Source organism: Microbacterium sp. Beta (assembly GCF_005502545.1).
Classification (GTDB): Bacteria; Actinomycetota; Actinomycetes; order Actinomycetales; family Microbacteriaceae; genus Microbacterium; species Microbacterium oxydans.
Genome location: NZ_SCOG01000004.1, coordinates 230,420 through 246,695, shown reverse-complemented (window position 1 = coordinate 246,695; position 16,276 = coordinate 230,420). Strand labels below are relative to the sequence as shown.

Below are 16,276 nucleotides of genomic sequence, written 5' to 3'. Positions count from 1 at the left end.
GGGCCTCGAACCCCGCCGCTTAACTCGTGAGGGGGTCTCGCGCATGGGCCGTGGCCGTCAGAAGGCGAAGCACACAAAGATCGCCCGCGAACTCAAGGCGTACAGTCCGTCGGTGAACTACTCCGCGCTCGAGCGCGAGCTGGGTCATCCGACAGACGAAGACGCATATGTCGACAAGTGGGCAGATGACTACGCCGACGAAGATGAGGACGAACTAGAGAAGGCCTGACCGCCCCTCTGTTCGTGACACCCGCACGACGTGCGGGTGTTTCTTCGTGCTCCGGGGCCGGCAGCTGAGAGGATCTCCTCATGCCTCGCGTCGTCGCCCTCTACCGTCACCCGATCAAGGGCCTCACGCCCGAACGACGTGAGTCCCTGACGGTGCAGTCCGACGGCAGAGTCGGCGGCGATCGCGTGCTCGCGTTCCGGTTCGCAGACGCGACCGAGCCGGAGGACCGCGACGGTTTCGACTATTGGCCCAAAGCCAAGGGGCTCGCCCTCCAGGATTTCCCCGCGCTCGCCGCTCTGCGCACGAGTTACGACGACGAGAGCCGCCGCATCCGTATCGTGCACGCCGGTGCGACACTCGTCGACGCAGGCATCGACGAGGAGGGGCGCCGGGAGATCGCGGATGCCGTCACCGACTTCGTCCTCGCCACCCCCGAGGGGCGCCGCCTCCGACGCCCGGGCCGCCTTCCGATCGTGCTCGTCGGCGACGGCGAGACGTCCCGCTTCCAGGACCGCTCGCGCGGCTACGTCTCGGTGCACAGCCGGGGCAGCATCCGCGCACTGGGCGAGGCGCTCGGGATGAGCATTGACGATCGGCGATTCCGTTCGAACATCGTGATCGATGACGCCGACCCGTGGAGCGAACTCGAGTGGACGGACGACGTGCGCATCGGGGAGCTGTGCTTCCGCGCCGCCGGACCCATCGTGCGCTGCCTGGCGACCCACGCGAACCCCGACGACGGCCGGCGGGACGCGAAGGTCCTCACCACCCTCACCGGAGCGTTCGGCCAACAGGAGCCGACCCTCGGACGGCTGCTTCTCCCCGGCTGGCCGGCCGCGGATGACGACGGCGCTCAGCACGGTGGCGTCGTCCACGTCGGCGACGAGCTCCTCGCCCGCTGAACGCCACGCTCGAACGGGCGGGTTGCTCGATGTCAGCGCTCCCTTTCCGCATCGCCTTTTCGGCCGAGAGGTCATCATCTCGGGCTTGTGAGCGCAAACATTTTCTGATTTGATGTGCATGTGATCGACGGCGCCACGACGCCAATCCCCCCGCCCAGGGCGATCCGCAGGAACATGACCTCAAAGAGGAGAACAGCATGGCAATCACCCCTCGCTTCACCCGCACCGCCGCGATCGTCGCCGTCGGCGCGGTGTCGGCCTTCGGCCTCGCAGCCTGCTCATCCGGTGATTCCGGAGACGACGGCGCCGGCGGCGAACCCGTCACGATCGAGTACCTGCACCGTCTTCCCGATGGAGAGGGCATGACCCCGACGTCCGAGATCGTCGATCGCTGGAACGCCGAGCACCCCGACATCCAGGTCAAGGCGACGAAGTTCGACGGCAAGTCAAGTGACATGATCCTCAAGCTCGAGACCGACGTGAAGGCGGGCAACGGACCCTGCCTGGCGCAGACGGGATACTCCGAGGTGCCGCAGCTGTTCGTCAAGGGTCTGCTGCAGGACGTGGCAGACGAGGCCAAGAAGTACGAGGACGACTTCTCGGCCGGAGCCTTCAGCGGCATGAAGGTCGGCGACGCCATCGTCGGCCTCCCCCAGGACACCGGACCCCTCGTGTACTTCTACAACGAGGCCGAGTTCCAGGCGCTCGGGCTCGATGCCCCGAAGACGCTCGACGACCTGACGGCGGACTCCGCCACGGCAGCGGCTGCCGGCAAGTACGTCACGGCGTTCACCCCCGATGAGGCGCAGAACTGGCTCGCCGCCCAGTCGGCTGCGGCAGGCGACACCTGGTTCAGCACCGCCGGCGACGAGTGGAAGGTCGACGCCGAGGGTGCGGGCTCCGAGCGCGTCGCCGCGTTCTGGCAGGGCCTGCTCGACGGCAAGCAGACCCTTGCGACCGAGCGCTGGGGCGAAGGCTTCACGGCCGCCCTCAACGACGGCAGTCTCATCGGCCACGTCGGCGCGGCATGGGAGGCCGGATTCCTCCTCGACTCGCTCGACGGCACCCCGGCAGAAGGACAGTGGCGCGTCGCCCAGCTCCCCGACTTCGGTGCCGGCGCCATGAGCGGCCCCGACGGCGGTTCCGGTGTCTCGGTCATGAAGGGCTGCGAGCACCCCGCCGAGGCGATGGAGTTCAACGACTGGTTCAACACACAGGTCGACGACCTCGCGTCGCAGGGCCTCGTCGTGGCCGCGAAGGGCGACGTGGAGACCCCCGAGAAGATGCTGCGCCAGTTCGGCGGACAGGACGTGCTCGCCGAGCTCGGCACCGCCACCGAGAACCTCAACCCCGACTTCCCCTACGCGCCGGGCTTCTCGACGCTGTCGAAGATGAACGAGACCGCAGCGGCAGCCGTGGCCGGCACCGCGACGGTCGCCGACATCTTCACCACGGCGCAGGACACGGCAGTGGCCTCTCTGAAGGACCTCGGCCTCCCGGTCGCGGAGTGACCGGGCGAGAAGGCATCATCGGATGATCGACGGCGGAGTGCACGCGCAATCGTGCACTCCGCCGTCGTCTTGACATCGAGAGGCGACACCATGGTCACAGTGACCGAGACGCGGGGCGCGGCACCGGAAGCTCCGCCGCGCAGCCCCACGGATCCGGCCCGCAGACGCCGGTTCGGAACCCGGAGGGAAGGCCTCACGGGCTGGCTGTTCATGACGCCGTTCGCGGTGCTGTTCGTACTGGTCTTCCTGGTCCCGATCATCGTGTCGATCCGGTCGTCGTTCTTCGCACAGGTTCCCGCGGGTGACGGACTCTACGGCGGCGGTGAGCTCGTCGACACGTTCGTCGGTCTGGAGAACTTCATCACCGCCGCGACCAACGGGGCGTTCTGGACCGGCATGGGTCGCGTGGTGCTCTATGCCGCGCTGCAGATCCCGGTGATGATCCTCGTCGCCCTCGGACTCGCCCTGCTGCTGGACTCGTTCATCGTGCGCCGTCCCACCCTCTTCCGACTCTCCTTCTTCCTCCCCTACGCGGTTCCCGGCATCATCGCGGCGATGATGTGGCTGTACCTCTACACCCCGGAGGTCTCACCCTTCCTGCCGTTCCTCCCCGAGGGCACCGACTTCATGGCGCCGGGAACGATCCTGTTCTCGATGGCGAACATGACGACCTGGACCTACACGGGCTACAACATGCTCATCTTCCTCTCCGCGCTGCAGGCCGTGCCACGTGACCTGTACGAGGCCGCGCGCCTCGACGGCGCGTCCGGCTTCCAGATCTCGATGCGCATCAAGGTGCCGCTCGTGCGGGGAGCCGCGCTGCTCGCCGTGCTGCTGTCGATCATCGGCACCATCCAGCTGTTCAACGAGCCGGTCGTGCTGCAGGCCGCGAACTCGTGGATGGGCAAGGACTTCACGCCCATGATGCTCACCTACAACACGATGATGGGCGAGATCTCGCCGTCCGGTAGCGGCCCCGCATCGGCATACTCCCTGCTCATGGCTCTGATCGCGGGTGTGCTCGCGATCGTGTACGCGCTGCTGCAGCGCCGGAAGGGCGACGCATGACCACCACGCGCCTCATCACCACAGGAGCTTCCCCGCGCCGACGGCCCCGCAGACCGCGCGACGTGGACGCCCCGCCACCCTCGATCGCCCCCACACCGGCCGCTCGGGCGTTCGGCATCGTCGCGCTCGTCGTGGCCACGCTGTACTTCCTCGTGCCCGTGTACTGGCTGATCGTCGCGTCGACAAAGAACAACACCGACCTCACGTCGACCTTCGGCTTCTGGTTCGCCGACTGGAACCTCGGCACGAACTACGACAGCCTCATGAACTGGACACAGGGCCTGTTCTGGCGGTGGGTCGGCAACTCGATGCTGTACTCCGTGAGCGCGGGCGTCATCGGCACCCTGTTCGCGGTGATGGCCGGTTACGCGATCGCGAAGTTCGCCTTCCCCGGCAAGCGCATCGCGGTGGGTGTCATCATGGCGGGGCTCCTGCTCCCGGTCGCACTGCTGACCGTTCCGCTGTACATCGAGTTCCAGGCGCTCGGACTCACCAACACCGTCTGGGCGATCATCATCCCGTCCGCGGTGTCGCCCTTCGGCGTCTTCCTCGGCATGGTCTACGCCCAGTCGTCGGTGCCGACCGAACTGCTGGAAGCCGCCCGCATCGACGGTGCCGGCGAGGCGCGCATCTTCTTCACGATCGTGATGCGGCTTCTGGGTCCGGCGATGGTGACGATCTTCCTGTTCATCTTCGTGGCCACCTGGAACAACTTCCTGCTGCCCCTCATGATGATCTCGAGTCAGGATCTGAAGCCCGTGACCCTCGGGCTCTACGGGATGGTGAGCTACTTCGCCCCGGACAAGGGAGCCGTCATGCTCGGCGCCCTGCTCGGAGTCATCCCGCTCGTGCTGTTGTTCTTCGCCCTGCAGAAGTACTGGCGCTCCGGCCTCGCCGCCGGCGCTGTGAAGGGCTGACCCCTGGTCACTCGGGTAAGACAGGCACCTCGACTGCGCAATGGCCGGAGGCTGCACGCGCGAGCCTTCGGTCATGCGTGATGAGCGGGCACCCGAACACGAACACACTCGCGAGCGCGACATAGGCGGCGTCGTAGGCCGTCATGTTGCGGCGGAGTGCCAGAATGCGAGGAATGAGCGGCAGCGTGGGGTGCAGTTCGACGCGTAGCCGTGTGAGGTCGGCGGCTGCGGTCTCGAGTGCGGCATCGGCCAGCGCACCTCCTCGATTCAGGCCGCGCAACACATCCTGCGACATCGCAACAGGCCAACGCGCTGCGCAGGGGCAGTGCTCCGAGGAATCGGGACAGCCCGATATCGACACCGGTCGTGCAGGAGGCCTTTCTCGAGTGCGCAGACGAACGGCCCGGAGGCGGGATGCCTCCGGGCCGTTCATGCGTCTGCTGGTCAGCTCAGGCGACGTCTCCGCAGCCACAGGGTCAGGCCGAGGCCCATCGCGAGCAGGGCCGCGAGCGCCGCCCCGGACCAGATCGCGCCGTCGGCACCGGTCGTCGCGAGGTTTCCGCCGCTTCCACCGCTGCCTATCGCAGCCGTGACGGCGAGGTCGCCCCGAGCCAGCTCGACACCCTGAGCATCGGTCGCGACGAGCGCGTGCGCGCCAGCCGGTGTCGACGCCGGGATCGTGACGGTCGCGACCGCGTCGCCTTCTGCTGACACGGTCACCTCGCCGATCCGCACGGGCTCGGAGTGCAGCCACAGCTGCACCAGCGCATCGGCCTCGAAGCCGCGGAGCTGCACCGTCAGCGTCGCGCCGGCGGAGACAGAGCCGACGGAGGCCGTGACGGTCGCCTTCTTCCCCGGCTTCGCCTTCTTGACCTTCAACGGTGCGCTCGCGAGTTCGGCGCCTGCCGCATCCCGCACGATGACCCGGTGCTTCCCGACCTCGGTGTTCGTCGGGATCAGCAGCCGCGTCGTCAACGCACCCTCCGCATCGACCGTGGCCTCCGTCAGTCCGGAGCCGTCGAGCCAGACCGAGACCGTCGACCGCGGCGCGAAGCCCGTGAGCGCCATGCCCACCGTCTCGCCGGCGCGCACCGTGTCGCTGTCGAGCCCGAGCTTCGGGTCGATCACCGGGTTGCACGCACTCAGGTCATCCGCAGGACGGGTCGCCGGGGCGTGGCCGGCCCGCGGTGCAGAGGATCCGTAGACGGCCATCTCGGCGACTGCCGCGAACTGTGTTCCCGAGATCGAAGAGAGCGCCGTCACGCGGATGTAGCGAGCCGTGGTCTCCGCGAAGTCCACGTCCTGCCACTCGGCGACGTTCTTCCACTCCCCCGAGGCGACGGGTGTATACGCCTCTCCGTCCGTCGACACCGCGACCTCGTATCCCTTGATGGGTCCGTTCTGGTTGGCACCGCGACGCAGGTACGAGATGCCGTCGACCTGCTCGGCAGCACCGAGGTCGAACGTCAGCACGTGCGGGTACGAGGTGGCCGCCGAACTCCACCGACTGTGCCAGAACGTGCCGGCGTTGCCGTCGAGCATGTTCGCGGCAGCGCCGTCTTCGCCCGAGGTCTCCTCCGAGCTCGCCGTCGCGGAGATCTGCGCGTTGGGGATGCGTGCCCGCGAGGACACCGACACCTCCTGGGTCGTGCTGACCGTACGCACATCGCAGTCGGCGAGATACGTCGCCGCTATCCCGATGCCGACCGTCGTACCCGCCGCCTCTGCCGGCGCGGTGACCAGCCAGGTGGTCTCCACACTGTCGCCGGCCGCGACCTCGTCGAACAGGTTCGACGAACCGTCGGCGACCTCGACCACATAGCCCTCCGGAACCTCGAGCTGCACGCCGATGTTCTCCACGGCGATCGACTCGCTGTTGGTGAAGGTGGTCGTGAACGCGGTCTGTGCCCCGGGGCTCAGGACGCCCGCTTCGCCCGAGACGGTCGCGCAGGGCGTGCCGCCGGCCGTGGGGCCGAGGTCGGTGACGGTGAAGTCGTCCAAGACGAAGTCCACGTCCGGTCCGCCCACGCGCTCGAGTCCCACCCAGGTGTAGTCGCCGCAGCCGACGATCACGTCCTGCGAGAAAGGCGTCGTCTCCAACGCCTGCGTGATGCCGGTGCGGCTGAGCGTGGTCGAGGTGACCTTGCCACCCGCCACCGCATCGGTGCCGGTGAGCCAGCGGTACGCCCCGCTTGCGCCGGCCTGATAGTCGAAGCCGATGCGGTACGAGTGCCCGGCCTGCAGCGGCACGAGCGTCGGATCCGTGCGGTAGACGACCCCGCTGTTCTCGGAGTGCGACATGAGCGAGTGGTCGCCGTTGAGCGTCGTGTCGACGGCCAGACCGGCGAGGGGCCCCGCATCGAACGGCTTGGCGGTGTTGCGCCACTCGCTGCTCGCGTACGGGTCATGCCGGCGCGAGATGCTGGTGCGCGGGTCGTCGATGCCGTTGGCGTCGCCCTTCACGAACGGTCCCCAACCCGCCTCGTTGCCCTCGAAGTCGTTCGAGTACACCGTGCCGGGTGCGAACGGGCCGGTGGTGTCGGCGGTGACGCGGGCATTGTCGATGCGCACCTTCGCGTCGCCGGCGACGGCACCGATCGAGACCCTCACCTCACCGGACGCCGGAGCGAGGAACGACGTCGAGCCGCGCTGGTAGTACTGGCCCGCCTTGGAGTCGGCGCGCATGTAGTTGTACGTCGGGGAGAGGTTCCACGTGCGCGTCACCGCCCCGGAGCCGGTGTCGACCGAGACGCTCACGTCACGGGTCGCGGTCGGATCGATCTGCACCTGAGCCGAGAACGCGTACCGCTGGCCGGGGGTGAGCCCGGTCACGGTCTGCGAGATCGACGAGGCAGCGGGGCCGAACACGGCGATGTTGTCGCCGCGGGACTCGTTCTTCGCACCGCCGAGGTCGGTGCGCTCGATCGTCACATCGCCCTGCGGGTTCCACACATCGAGCGAACCGGAGTTGAAACCCGGGTCGTCGAGACCGGCATCGCGGTACTCGACCGCCGCGCGCTGTGCGCCGCCCTGCGGCACCACGACGTAGGCCGCGCCCTTGTCACCGCTGAGCGTCAGCTCACCGCCGTTCGCGGTGGCCGTACCGACCTTGACGCGGCCCTGGTCACCGAGTTCGAAGACATCGAAGGTGGTGTTGCCCCGGAACGCGTCCGTGAGACCGAAGGTCTTCTCGCCGCCGGATGCGGAGTAGAAATACATCTTGTCGGCATCGACGGGCGAGCCGGCGTCCTGGTTCGACGCCAGCGACTGCCACGGAAGCAGGTAGGAGTCGCCGCGCAGCACCGTCGCGCCGTCCATGGTGACGACCCTGGTGCTGCCGTCCATCCGCACGGCCACACCATCGGTCAGAGTCGCCTCCGCACCGGCCTCGTAGGTCAACAGGTCGAAGTGCTGCAGGAACTTGGTCGGCAGGCTCTGCGTCCAGATGTTGTCGATGAAACCGTCCCAGTTGCGGTTGCCGACCCATCCCTCGGCGTCGACCAGACGCTGCTGGCCGAGCAGGGGGTCGTTGTTCCAGACGTCGGCCTGCCCGTTCTGGATGAAGCGCACCATCGTGGAGTTGATGCCCTTGTTGGTCACGCCCCCGTAGCTGAGGTCGTTCGGCCAGTGCGACCAGACCGTGCTGTCGACGAACTTGTCGCCCCACTCCGTCGCGACCTCGAGGTCCATGCCGTTCAGCTCGTCCGCGAGCTCCTCGGCGACCCACCCGTTGGAGAGGTACACGTCGATGTAGACGCCGCTGAGGCCGGGGACCTCGTCGCGCAGCTGCTGGAAGCGGTCGAGCACGCGCCCCGTGCCGAGGTCGGCCTGCTGGTTGATGTAGTACGACTGGTCGAGCCAGTTCCAGCCCGGCTTGTAGGGCGCCGCTCCGTCGATGATCGCGGAGTCAAACGCGTTCGCCTGCGGATACATCTCCGTGGCGTTGACGTGCACGCTCATGTCGGCGTTGAGCTTCGCCCCCTCGTCGACGAGGTTGTTCAGGTCGGTCAGCCCACCCGCGCGCTCGTTGTAGTTCCCGCCGTAGTCGGTGTTCGCGGAGTCATGGCCTTCGCTGCCGTAGCCCTTGTTGAGCACCCACTGTCCGAGGCCGTCGGTCTGGTTCGCGATGCGCTTGGTGTTGTCGAGAGTGAGGTCGAAGTAGTTCGTCGCGCTCGAAGCAAAGTTGAACGGGATCCTGCTGACGACGCGCTCTGCGACCCGGTCGGCGCCGAGACGCGGGGTGTCGACCTCGCGGTATCGGATCGCCGCGTCCTGCCAGTCGACCGCCGCGTCACCGTTGCGGTCGGCGGCGAGGAGCACCGTGACCTTCGGCAGCGCGTAGGTGGTCACGCGGCTGTCGACGGCGGTGGTCGGGTGGATCAGCCAGGCGCTGGATCCGATCTCAGCGGTGCGTCCCGCCGTCTCGGTCACGCGCGTGGTCAGGCGCGTGTTCCAGGAGGCTGTGTCACCGGATGCCTGCGTCGTCGCGTTGGTGATGACACTGCCGACGAGCGCACCGTTGCCCAGGAAGGCGAAGGCCGCCCCCTTCTGGCCGGTGGCCGTCGAGGCGTTGACCGCGATGTGCTCGTCGGCGTTCTTCGTGCTGTCGGGGCTGATCACGGTGCGGTCGAGCGCTGCACCGGCATCCGCGGCGCTCACGGAGAGGAACGCGTTGTCCGGGAGTCCGAGCGTGGTCACGGTGGCCCCGCCTTCGACAGCGGTGACCTCGAACCCGACGGTCCCGTCCTTCGCGACGCGGATGCTGCTGCGCACGGTCACGTCGATGCCGGTGAGCGTCGACACGTAGTCGACCCCGGTTGCCGAGGATGTCGAGGTGGTCGTCGACGGATAGGTGGTGCCGTTCACCGACCAGGTCTTCGCGGAGCTGCGCTGGCCGGCGATGCTCTCCCCGCCCACCCGGTATCCGGTGATGCGGGGGAACTCGGTCGACACGATGGCTGTCGTACCGCCGGCGGCGATCTCGACGGTCTCGTCGGTGTCGGGCGTCTCCGGTTCGGTGACGATCGGAGGCAGCGGCTCGTCGGAGAGGACCTCGATCTCACCCGCGCCTCCCCCGGTGGTGCCCTGCGCGTCGATCACGAGCAACGCCACGTAGCGGCCGTCCTTGGCGGAGTCCAGGGTGATGCGCTGCTTCTCGTCGTTCGCCGTCGGTGCGTGCAGCGTCGCCGTTGCCGAGGCCGCTCCCCATCCGCCGTCGGCCGGAGAGTTGCGCGCGACATCCGCGTAATCGGTCACATAGACCTCCACCGTCTTGGCGGCGACGCCCTGACCCTTCTTGACCGAGTAGTCGAGGGCCTTCACCGAGAGCGAGCGCTGCAGGTCGACGACGATCCAGTGCGGGAACGGGGCGTTCGCGGAGTACCGCGAGGTCCACTGCGTCGCGAAATCGCCGTCGAACGCCCCCAGCGCGGTGCCGTCGAGCGACGGCGGCGCCGGATAGGGGTCCGACTCGCTCGAGACCGCGTGCAGGCGATAGTCGGTCTTGGGCACCGGAACGAGGTCGGCGGCCTGCGCGGCCGTCGCCGGGGTGAGCACACCGCCGATTGCGAGCGCGGTCGCCAGCACGGAGCTGAGAGCGACGGCGGCGCGGGGCGGTCGGGAAGGTTTCGACACGTCTTGCCTCTCGATCGGAGCGACGTCGGGAGGAGGGACGCCCCGGTGCGCCGCAAGTGGTCATCGACGATCCACATCGATGTTTGCGCTATCACTGTAAGCGCACGTGGTCGCCTATATCAAGGCTTTTTGCCAGGCGAGCGCAAACATGCCTCGAAGTGCTGCGGCAGCGAAACCCATCCTCCGCGCCGAGACCCACCCTCACAGCCGCCTGAGACGATGGGTCTCGGCGCGGAGGATGGGTCTCGGAGCAGCAGCAGAGCGGTCAGGAGCCGATGAACTCCTCGGTCTCGCCGAAGGAGGGCTGCTCGCGGATCTCGACCGTCGCGCCGAGTCCGTCGGTGTCGAGCACCACGATCTCGTTGCGGCCCGTCCGCCACAGCGGCGCCGGCGCGTACAGCGTCTCCTGCGGTCCGATCTTCCAGTACCGGCCGAGGAGGAATCCGTTCAACCAGACCATGCCCTTCGAGCCGTCGGGAAATGCGAGCCAGGCGTCGAGCGGTTCGGCGATATCGAACGAGGCCACGGCGACCCCGTCGGCGGCGGGGTCGGCGGAAGGGGAGGTCGCCGCAGGAGCGTCGTGCGGGATCAGTCGATGCGTCCACCCGTTGACCAGTCGGCGACCGATCATCACGCCACGCATGATGCCCTTGCCCTCGCCGGTGTAGGGGCCGTAGTTGATGCGACCCAGGCTCTCGACGACGATGACGAGCCGGCCGACGCCACCTTCGCGCGGCAGGGGCAGAGACGTCTCGCCATCACGCTCGAGCACGCCGAGCCGAGCGCCGTCGAGGAACACCACTGCCCGGTCGTGCAGTCCGTCGACAGTGAGCGTCGCATCGGCGGGGAAGGACACGTCGGCCTCGTAGGCGACGAGCCCGTCTTCGGCGCCGAGCTCTTCGAAGGTGCGTGGTCGCGGCGAGACCTCGCCTGACGTGGGAAGCGAGGAGACCAGCTCGCTCAGGGAGGAGCGACGGTCGAGCGCTGCGGTAGCCGCACCCTGCCGCCGCGGCGCCGCGGGCACAGGCGGAAGAGCAGCTGCATGGAAGGGCGCGAACATCGCCCGAAGCGCATGGAACTTCTCGTTGAGGGTGCCGTCTTCGCCGATCGGCGCATCCGAGTCGTAGCTGGTGACGGTCGGCTGCAGCACCTGATCGTGGTTCGCCCCGTTCCAGAGACCGAAGTTCGTGCCTCCGTGCGCCATGTAGAGGCTCACGGATCCGCCCGCACGCAGCAGCTCCTCGATCGTGCCGCCGGCACTCGCGGCCGAACGCACGTGGTGCCGCTCCCCCCAGTGGTCGAACCACCCGCCCCACAGCTCACTGCACATGAGCGCATCGCCGTGACGACGCAGCTCCACCGCCTTCGCGACGCCGGTGCCGAAAGTGAATGTCGCCATGGCCCCAGGCACACTGCCGTGCTCGATCATGTCGCTCGTGATGCCGTCGGCGGTCGTGAGCATCTCGACCATCCCGCGGCGGCGCAGTCCGTCACGCAGATGCGCGAGGTAGGCGGGATCGCTGCCGAACGACCCGTACTCGTTCTCGACCTGAATCGCGACGATGGGTCCGCCGTGGGCAGCCTGCAGCGGGACGAGGCGGGGGATCAGCTCGTCGTACCAGGCGTCGACGGCCGCGAGGAAGTCGGCATCGCTCGTGCGCAGAGCAGCCACGCGGCCGGACAGCCAGAACGGGATGCCGCCGTTGGACCATTCCGCGCAGATGTAGGGGCTCGGCCGCAGGAAGACATCCAGGCCCACCTCTCCGGCGATGCGGATGAAACGCTCGATGTCGCGCCAGCCGTCGAAGCGCACATCGCCCTCGACGCGTTCGTGGAAGTTCCACGCGACATACGTGTCGACCGTGTTCGCGCCCATCGCGGCGAGGCGGCGGAGGCGGTCCTCCCACTGGTCGGGATGCACCCGGAAGTAGTGGATCGAACCGGCGATGATGCGGTGCGCGACGCCGTCGCGAAGGATCTCCCCGTCGCGCCAGGACAGGGCGGGAGCGCCGATCGGCGGCACGGCGGCCCGAGTGTCGACGGCAACGGACGCGGCGTCGACAGCCGAGGCGAGAAGGTCAGGCATAGCGCTCCAAGCACGAGTGTTTGCGTTCACATTATCGCATCACGATACTCCGCGCCTCCTGGATTCACGCCGATTGATCGCTACCATTGAGCACATGTCCCCTCGTCGCCCGAGAGACGACCGCGCCCCCAGCCAGGTCGATGTCGCCCAGCTTGCCGGTGTCTCCACACAGACCGTCTCCCGCGTCATGTCGGGGCAGGACAACGTGCGCCCCGACACCGCCAGGCGCGTTCTGGCAGCGGTCGAGGAACTCGGCTACCGGGTGCACGCCGCTGCCGCCTCGCTGGCGTCCGGTCGCACACGCGTGCTGGGTGTGATCGTCGTCTCCACCGACCGCTACTCGTCGGCAGCGCTCGGCGTCGGCATCCAACAGGCGGCGGCGGCGAACGGATACACGGTCTCGACCGCAGCCGTCGCCGATCACGCGTCGGCCGAGGCCTTCCTCGAAGCCTTCGACCGACTCGAGCGCCAGGGAGCCGAGGGCATCATCCTCGGAGTGCCGCTCGAACTCGAGAGCCCGGCCATGAGGGCGCGCACCGAGCGCACGCCCGCGACCCGCAGCGAGCGCACCTCTCTCGAAGAGGATGCTCCGCTCGCCGTCGATCAGCGCGCGATCGCCCGCCTCGCGGTCGAGCATCTCCTCGACCTCGGCCACAAGACCGTGTGGCACGTGTCGGGCGACGACTACTGGACCGAGACGCAGCAGCGCAGCGAGGCGTGGGAGCAGACGCTCCGCGACCGCGGGATCGTGCCCCCGCCGCTGATCCCCGCCGACTGGACACCAGAGTCGGGCTACCGCGCCGGTCGCACGATCGCCGCCATCCCCGAGGCCACGGCCGTGTTCGTCAGCAGCGACGAGATGGCGTTCGGCCTGATCCGCGCGCTGCATGAGGCCGGACGCAGCGTTCCCGACGACGTCTCGGTGGTGAGTGTCGACGACATCGCCCTCGCCGCCTACGCCTCCCCGGCACTCACCACCGTCCGCCAGCCCTTCGAGGCCATGGGCCGCGCGGCGGCGCTCCGGGTGATCGCGCAGATCGAGGGCCATGAGGCGGTGGGCGAGATGCCCTCCACCGATCCTCAGCTCATCGTGCGTTCATCGACGGCCCCGCCGCGGACGGCGTGAGCTGATCGAGCGCATCACCAGCGCCCGTGCCGGCGCTCCCACTCGTCCTCGACTGTGCGCCGACGACCTGCGACGATGCCCGCGGGGATGGAGGCCACGAGCACTCCCGCGACGACCAGCAGCGGAACCTGCCAGCCCGCGGTGGTCTCGTGGAGGAGCCCGACGAGCAGCGGGAAGGTCGCCGCGATCCCGTAGCCGATGCTCTGCACGAAACCGCTCAGCGCCACTGCGCTCTCCGGAGTGCGGGCGCGGATGCTCAGCAGCACGAGACTGAGCGGGAACATGATGGCCGTGAGGCCGAAGATCGCCACCCAGAGCGGCAGAGCGACGGTCGGGAAGAGCAGCAGCCCGAGAAGGCCGACCAGTCCCGCGGCCACTGCCACGAAGAACAGGGGCCTGGTGGCCTGGAAACGCACCACGAGCACGGGGACGAGCATCGAACACGGCAGACCCACCAGAGCGAACAGCGACAGCAGGAACCCTGCCGTGGCCGGGGTGACGCCGCCGATGTCGACGAGCATGGTGGGCAGCCACGCGAAAGCGACGTACGCCATGGTGGACGAGGTGCCGAACACGAGAGCGAGCGACCAGGCCAGCGGCAGCCGCCACAGCCGCCCGAACGCCTTCGGGTTGGCGGACTGGGTCGTGATGGGTCCGGTGGATGCGGCCACCGCGTCGCGGACGTCGTCAACTCCGTCGGTCGGATCCGGGACCAGCAGCTCCGTGGTCATCGCGCGGTCGTCGGGCTCGGAGTGTGAACGCACCAGCAGCGTGATCCAGGGAACCAGAGCGAGAGCGGCCACCACACCCCACATGCCGAGCGACACCCGCCAGCCGAGACTGTCGGCGACGGGAACCGCGACCAGAGGTGGCAGGAACGTCGAGACGGCGAGCGTGGTCGAGTAGGCCGTCATCATGACGCCGAGACGGTCCGCGAAGTACTTCTTGACCAACGGCGGCAGCAGCACGTTGCCGGAACCGACACCCGCGAACACGAGAGCGGTGGCCGCGAGCAGGCTCGTCGAGTCCTGCGCGACGCCGCGCAGGAGCATGCCGGCCGCCATCAGCGTGATCGCGGCGACGGCCATCCGCTCCAGACCGAACCGCCGCTCGAACAGGGGCGTGAGCAGACCGAAGATCGCGAAGCACACCGGAGGCGCGGCACCGATCAGTCCGATCACGACGGGCGAGACCGGGAAGTCCGCGGCGACGTGATCGATGACCGGCGACAGGGAGGCGACCGCGGAACGCAACGAGAACGCCACCAGGACGATCCCCACGAGTGCGAGAGCCCGACCCTGCCACAGCGGTCGTGCGCTCGGCATCGTCATGAAGTCTGCGACCCCTCCACCCAGGCGAGATACTCGTCGGAGACCGTGCCGGTCACATATCGGCCGTCGAAGCAGCTCATGTCGAGATCCGTGAGCACGGAACCCTCGGTGATCGCAGCCTTGAGGTCTTCGACCTCCTGATACACGAGATGGTCGCAGCCGAGCTCGTCGGCGATCTCGGGGATCGTGCGTCCGTGGGCGATGAGCTCGTGACGGGACGGCATGTTGATCCCGTAGACGTGCGGGTGCCGCACGGGCGGTGCTGCCGACGCGAAGGTGACGGAGGCGGCTCCGGCATCCCGCGCCATCTGGATGATCTCCTTGGAGGTCGTTCCCCGCACGATCGAGTCGTCGATGAGGAGCACGTTCTTGCCCTGGAACTCGGTCGACATGGCGTTGAGCTTCTGGCGGACGCTCTTCTTGCGCACCGCCTGCCCCGGCATGATGAAGGTGCGGCCGACGTAGCGGTTCTTGTAGAAGCCCTCGCGGTACTCGATGCCGAGCTTGCGGGCGACCTCCATCGCGGCGGGGCGCGAGGAGTCGGGGATCGGCATGACCACGTCGATCTTGTCCATCGGCACATGCTTGGCGATCGTGTCGGCGAGCTTGTCGCCCATGCGCAGACGCGACTCGTAGACGGAGATGCCGTTCATGACGGAGTCGGGGCGGGCGAGGTAGACGTACTCGAACGCGCAGGGCGCGAGCGTCGCGGCGGTGGCGCACTGCTGGGAGAACAGCTCGCCGTCGTTGGTGATGAAGACGGCCTCACCGGGCTCGACCTCGCGCACGACCTCGTAGTCGCCGTTCTCGAGCACCAGCGACTCGCTCGCGACGACCCACTCGTCCTTGCCCTCGGCCCCTGGGACGGTCGAAGGACGACGGCCCAGGATCAGCGGGCGGATGCCGAAGGGGTCACGGAAGGCGAGCAGACCGTATCCGGCGATCACCGCGATCACCGCATAGGCGCCCTCGATGCGCTCGTGCGTGCGGGCGACGGCCTCGAACACCCGCTCGGGGTCGAGGTCGACGGTCGAGGTGGTGTTCTGCAGCTCACCCGCGAGCACGTTGAGCAGCAACTCGGTGTCGCTCGAGGAGTTCAGGTGGCGACGGTCGCGCTTGGCCATGTCGGCCGTGAGCTCACGCGTGTTGGTGAGGTTGCCGTTGTGGATGAGGATGATGCCGTACGGCGCGTTCACGTAGAACGGCTGCATCTCCTCCTCGTTCGAGGCCGTGCCCTTGGTGGCATAGCGCACATGACCCAGACCCACGTTGCCGAGCAGGGCGCGCATGTCTCGGGTGCGGAAGGCCTCGCGGACCATGCCCTGTGCCTTGGCGTTGTGCATCACGCCGTTCGCCTCGGCGGTCGCGATGCCCGTCGCATCCTGGCCGCGGTGCTGCAGCAGCAGGAGTGCGTCGTAGATGTCCTGATTGACCGGGGCAGAGCCCACCATTCCGACGATGCCGCACATGGG

Annotated in this window: 11 protein-coding genes; 6 read left to right on the top strand and 5 right to left on the bottom strand. The window is 68.2% G+C overall.

Annotation, left to right across the window (positions count from 1 at the left end; genetic code table 11):
* Positions 1–43: 43 nt before the first annotated feature.
* The 5 genes from FFS56_RS06735 to FFS56_RS06715 all read left to right on the top strand — a co-directional run bounded on the left by FFS56_RS06735 (position 44) and on the right by FFS56_RS06715 (position 4,627).
* On the top strand, positions 44–229 hold the full coding sequence (locus FFS56_RS06735; RefSeq protein WP_029259537.1) for a DUF3073 domain-containing protein: 186 nt from the start codon (positions 44–46) through the stop codon (positions 227–229).
* A gap of 80 nt (positions 230–309) precedes the next feature.
* Entirely contained in the window at positions 310–1,131 is an 822-nt protein-coding gene (locus FFS56_RS06730) for an MOSC domain-containing protein (protein WP_046746512.1), read from the top strand.
* Positions 1,132–1,328: 197 nt separating this feature from the next.
* Entirely contained in the window at positions 1,329–2,642 is a 1,314-nt protein-coding gene (locus FFS56_RS06725) for an extracellular solute-binding protein (RefSeq protein WP_046746513.1), read from the top strand.
* 90 nt (positions 2,643–2,732) lie between these two features.
* A complete protein-coding gene (locus tag FFS56_RS06720; protein ID WP_127011708.1) occupies positions 2,733–3,710 on the top strand; it encodes a sugar ABC transporter permease in 978 nt (325 codons plus the stop codon).
* On the top strand, positions 3,707–4,627 hold the full coding sequence (locus FFS56_RS06715; protein WP_052748586.1) for a carbohydrate ABC transporter permease: 921 nt from the start codon (positions 3,707–3,709) through the stop codon (positions 4,625–4,627). The genes FFS56_RS06720 and FFS56_RS06715 overlap by 4 nt, the downstream gene beginning before the upstream one ends.
* Positions 4,628–4,634: 7 nt before the next feature.
* Here the strand turns inward: FFS56_RS06715 and FFS56_RS06710 are convergent, their stop codons facing one another.
* The 3 genes from FFS56_RS06710 to FFS56_RS06700 all read right to left on the bottom strand — a co-directional run bounded on the left by FFS56_RS06710 (position 4,635) and on the right by FFS56_RS06700 (position 12,347).
* On the bottom strand, positions 4,635–4,922 hold the full coding sequence (locus tag FFS56_RS06710) for a type II toxin-antitoxin system VapC family toxin (protein WP_127011707.1): 288 nt from the start codon (positions 4,920–4,922) through the stop codon (positions 4,635–4,637).
* 149 nt (positions 4,923–5,071) lie between these two features.
* Positions 5,072–10,261 carry an endo-alpha-N-acetylgalactosaminidase family protein gene (locus FFS56_RS06705; protein WP_127011706.1) on the bottom strand — a complete coding sequence of 1,730 codons (5,190 nt, stop codon included), beginning with the start codon at positions 10,259–10,261 and terminating at the stop codon, positions 5,072–5,074.
* A gap of 265 nt (positions 10,262–10,526) precedes the next feature.
* Entirely contained in the window at positions 10,527–12,347 is a 1,821-nt protein-coding gene (locus FFS56_RS06700; protein WP_082108550.1) for a beta-galactosidase family protein, read from the bottom strand.
* A gap of 94 nt (positions 12,348–12,441) precedes the next feature.
* On the opposite strand from FFS56_RS06700, the gene FFS56_RS06695 reads away from it, so the two are divergent.
* Positions 12,442–13,473 carry a substrate-binding domain-containing protein gene (locus FFS56_RS06695; protein WP_127011705.1) on the top strand — a complete coding sequence of 344 codons (1,032 nt, stop codon included), beginning with the start codon at positions 12,442–12,444 and terminating at the stop codon, positions 13,471–13,473.
* A 14-nt stretch (positions 13,474–13,487) separates the two neighbouring features.
* Here FFS56_RS06695 and FFS56_RS06690 read toward each other — a convergent pair whose 3' ends face one another.
* Both FFS56_RS06690 and purF read right to left on the bottom strand, forming a co-directional pair.
* Positions 13,488–14,804 carry an MFS transporter gene (locus tag FFS56_RS06690; RefSeq protein ID WP_046746861.1) on the bottom strand — a complete coding sequence of 439 codons (1,317 nt, stop codon included), beginning with the start codon at positions 14,802–14,804 and terminating at the stop codon, positions 13,488–13,490.
* The gene (gene purF, locus FFS56_RS06685; protein WP_046746860.1) at positions 14,801–16,273 is read right to left on the bottom strand and encodes an amidophosphoribosyltransferase; all 1,473 of its coding nucleotides are present in this window, start codon (positions 16,271–16,273) and stop codon (positions 14,801–14,803) included. The genes FFS56_RS06690 and purF overlap by 4 nt, the downstream gene beginning before the upstream one ends.
* Positions 16,274–16,276: the final 3 nt, after the last annotated feature.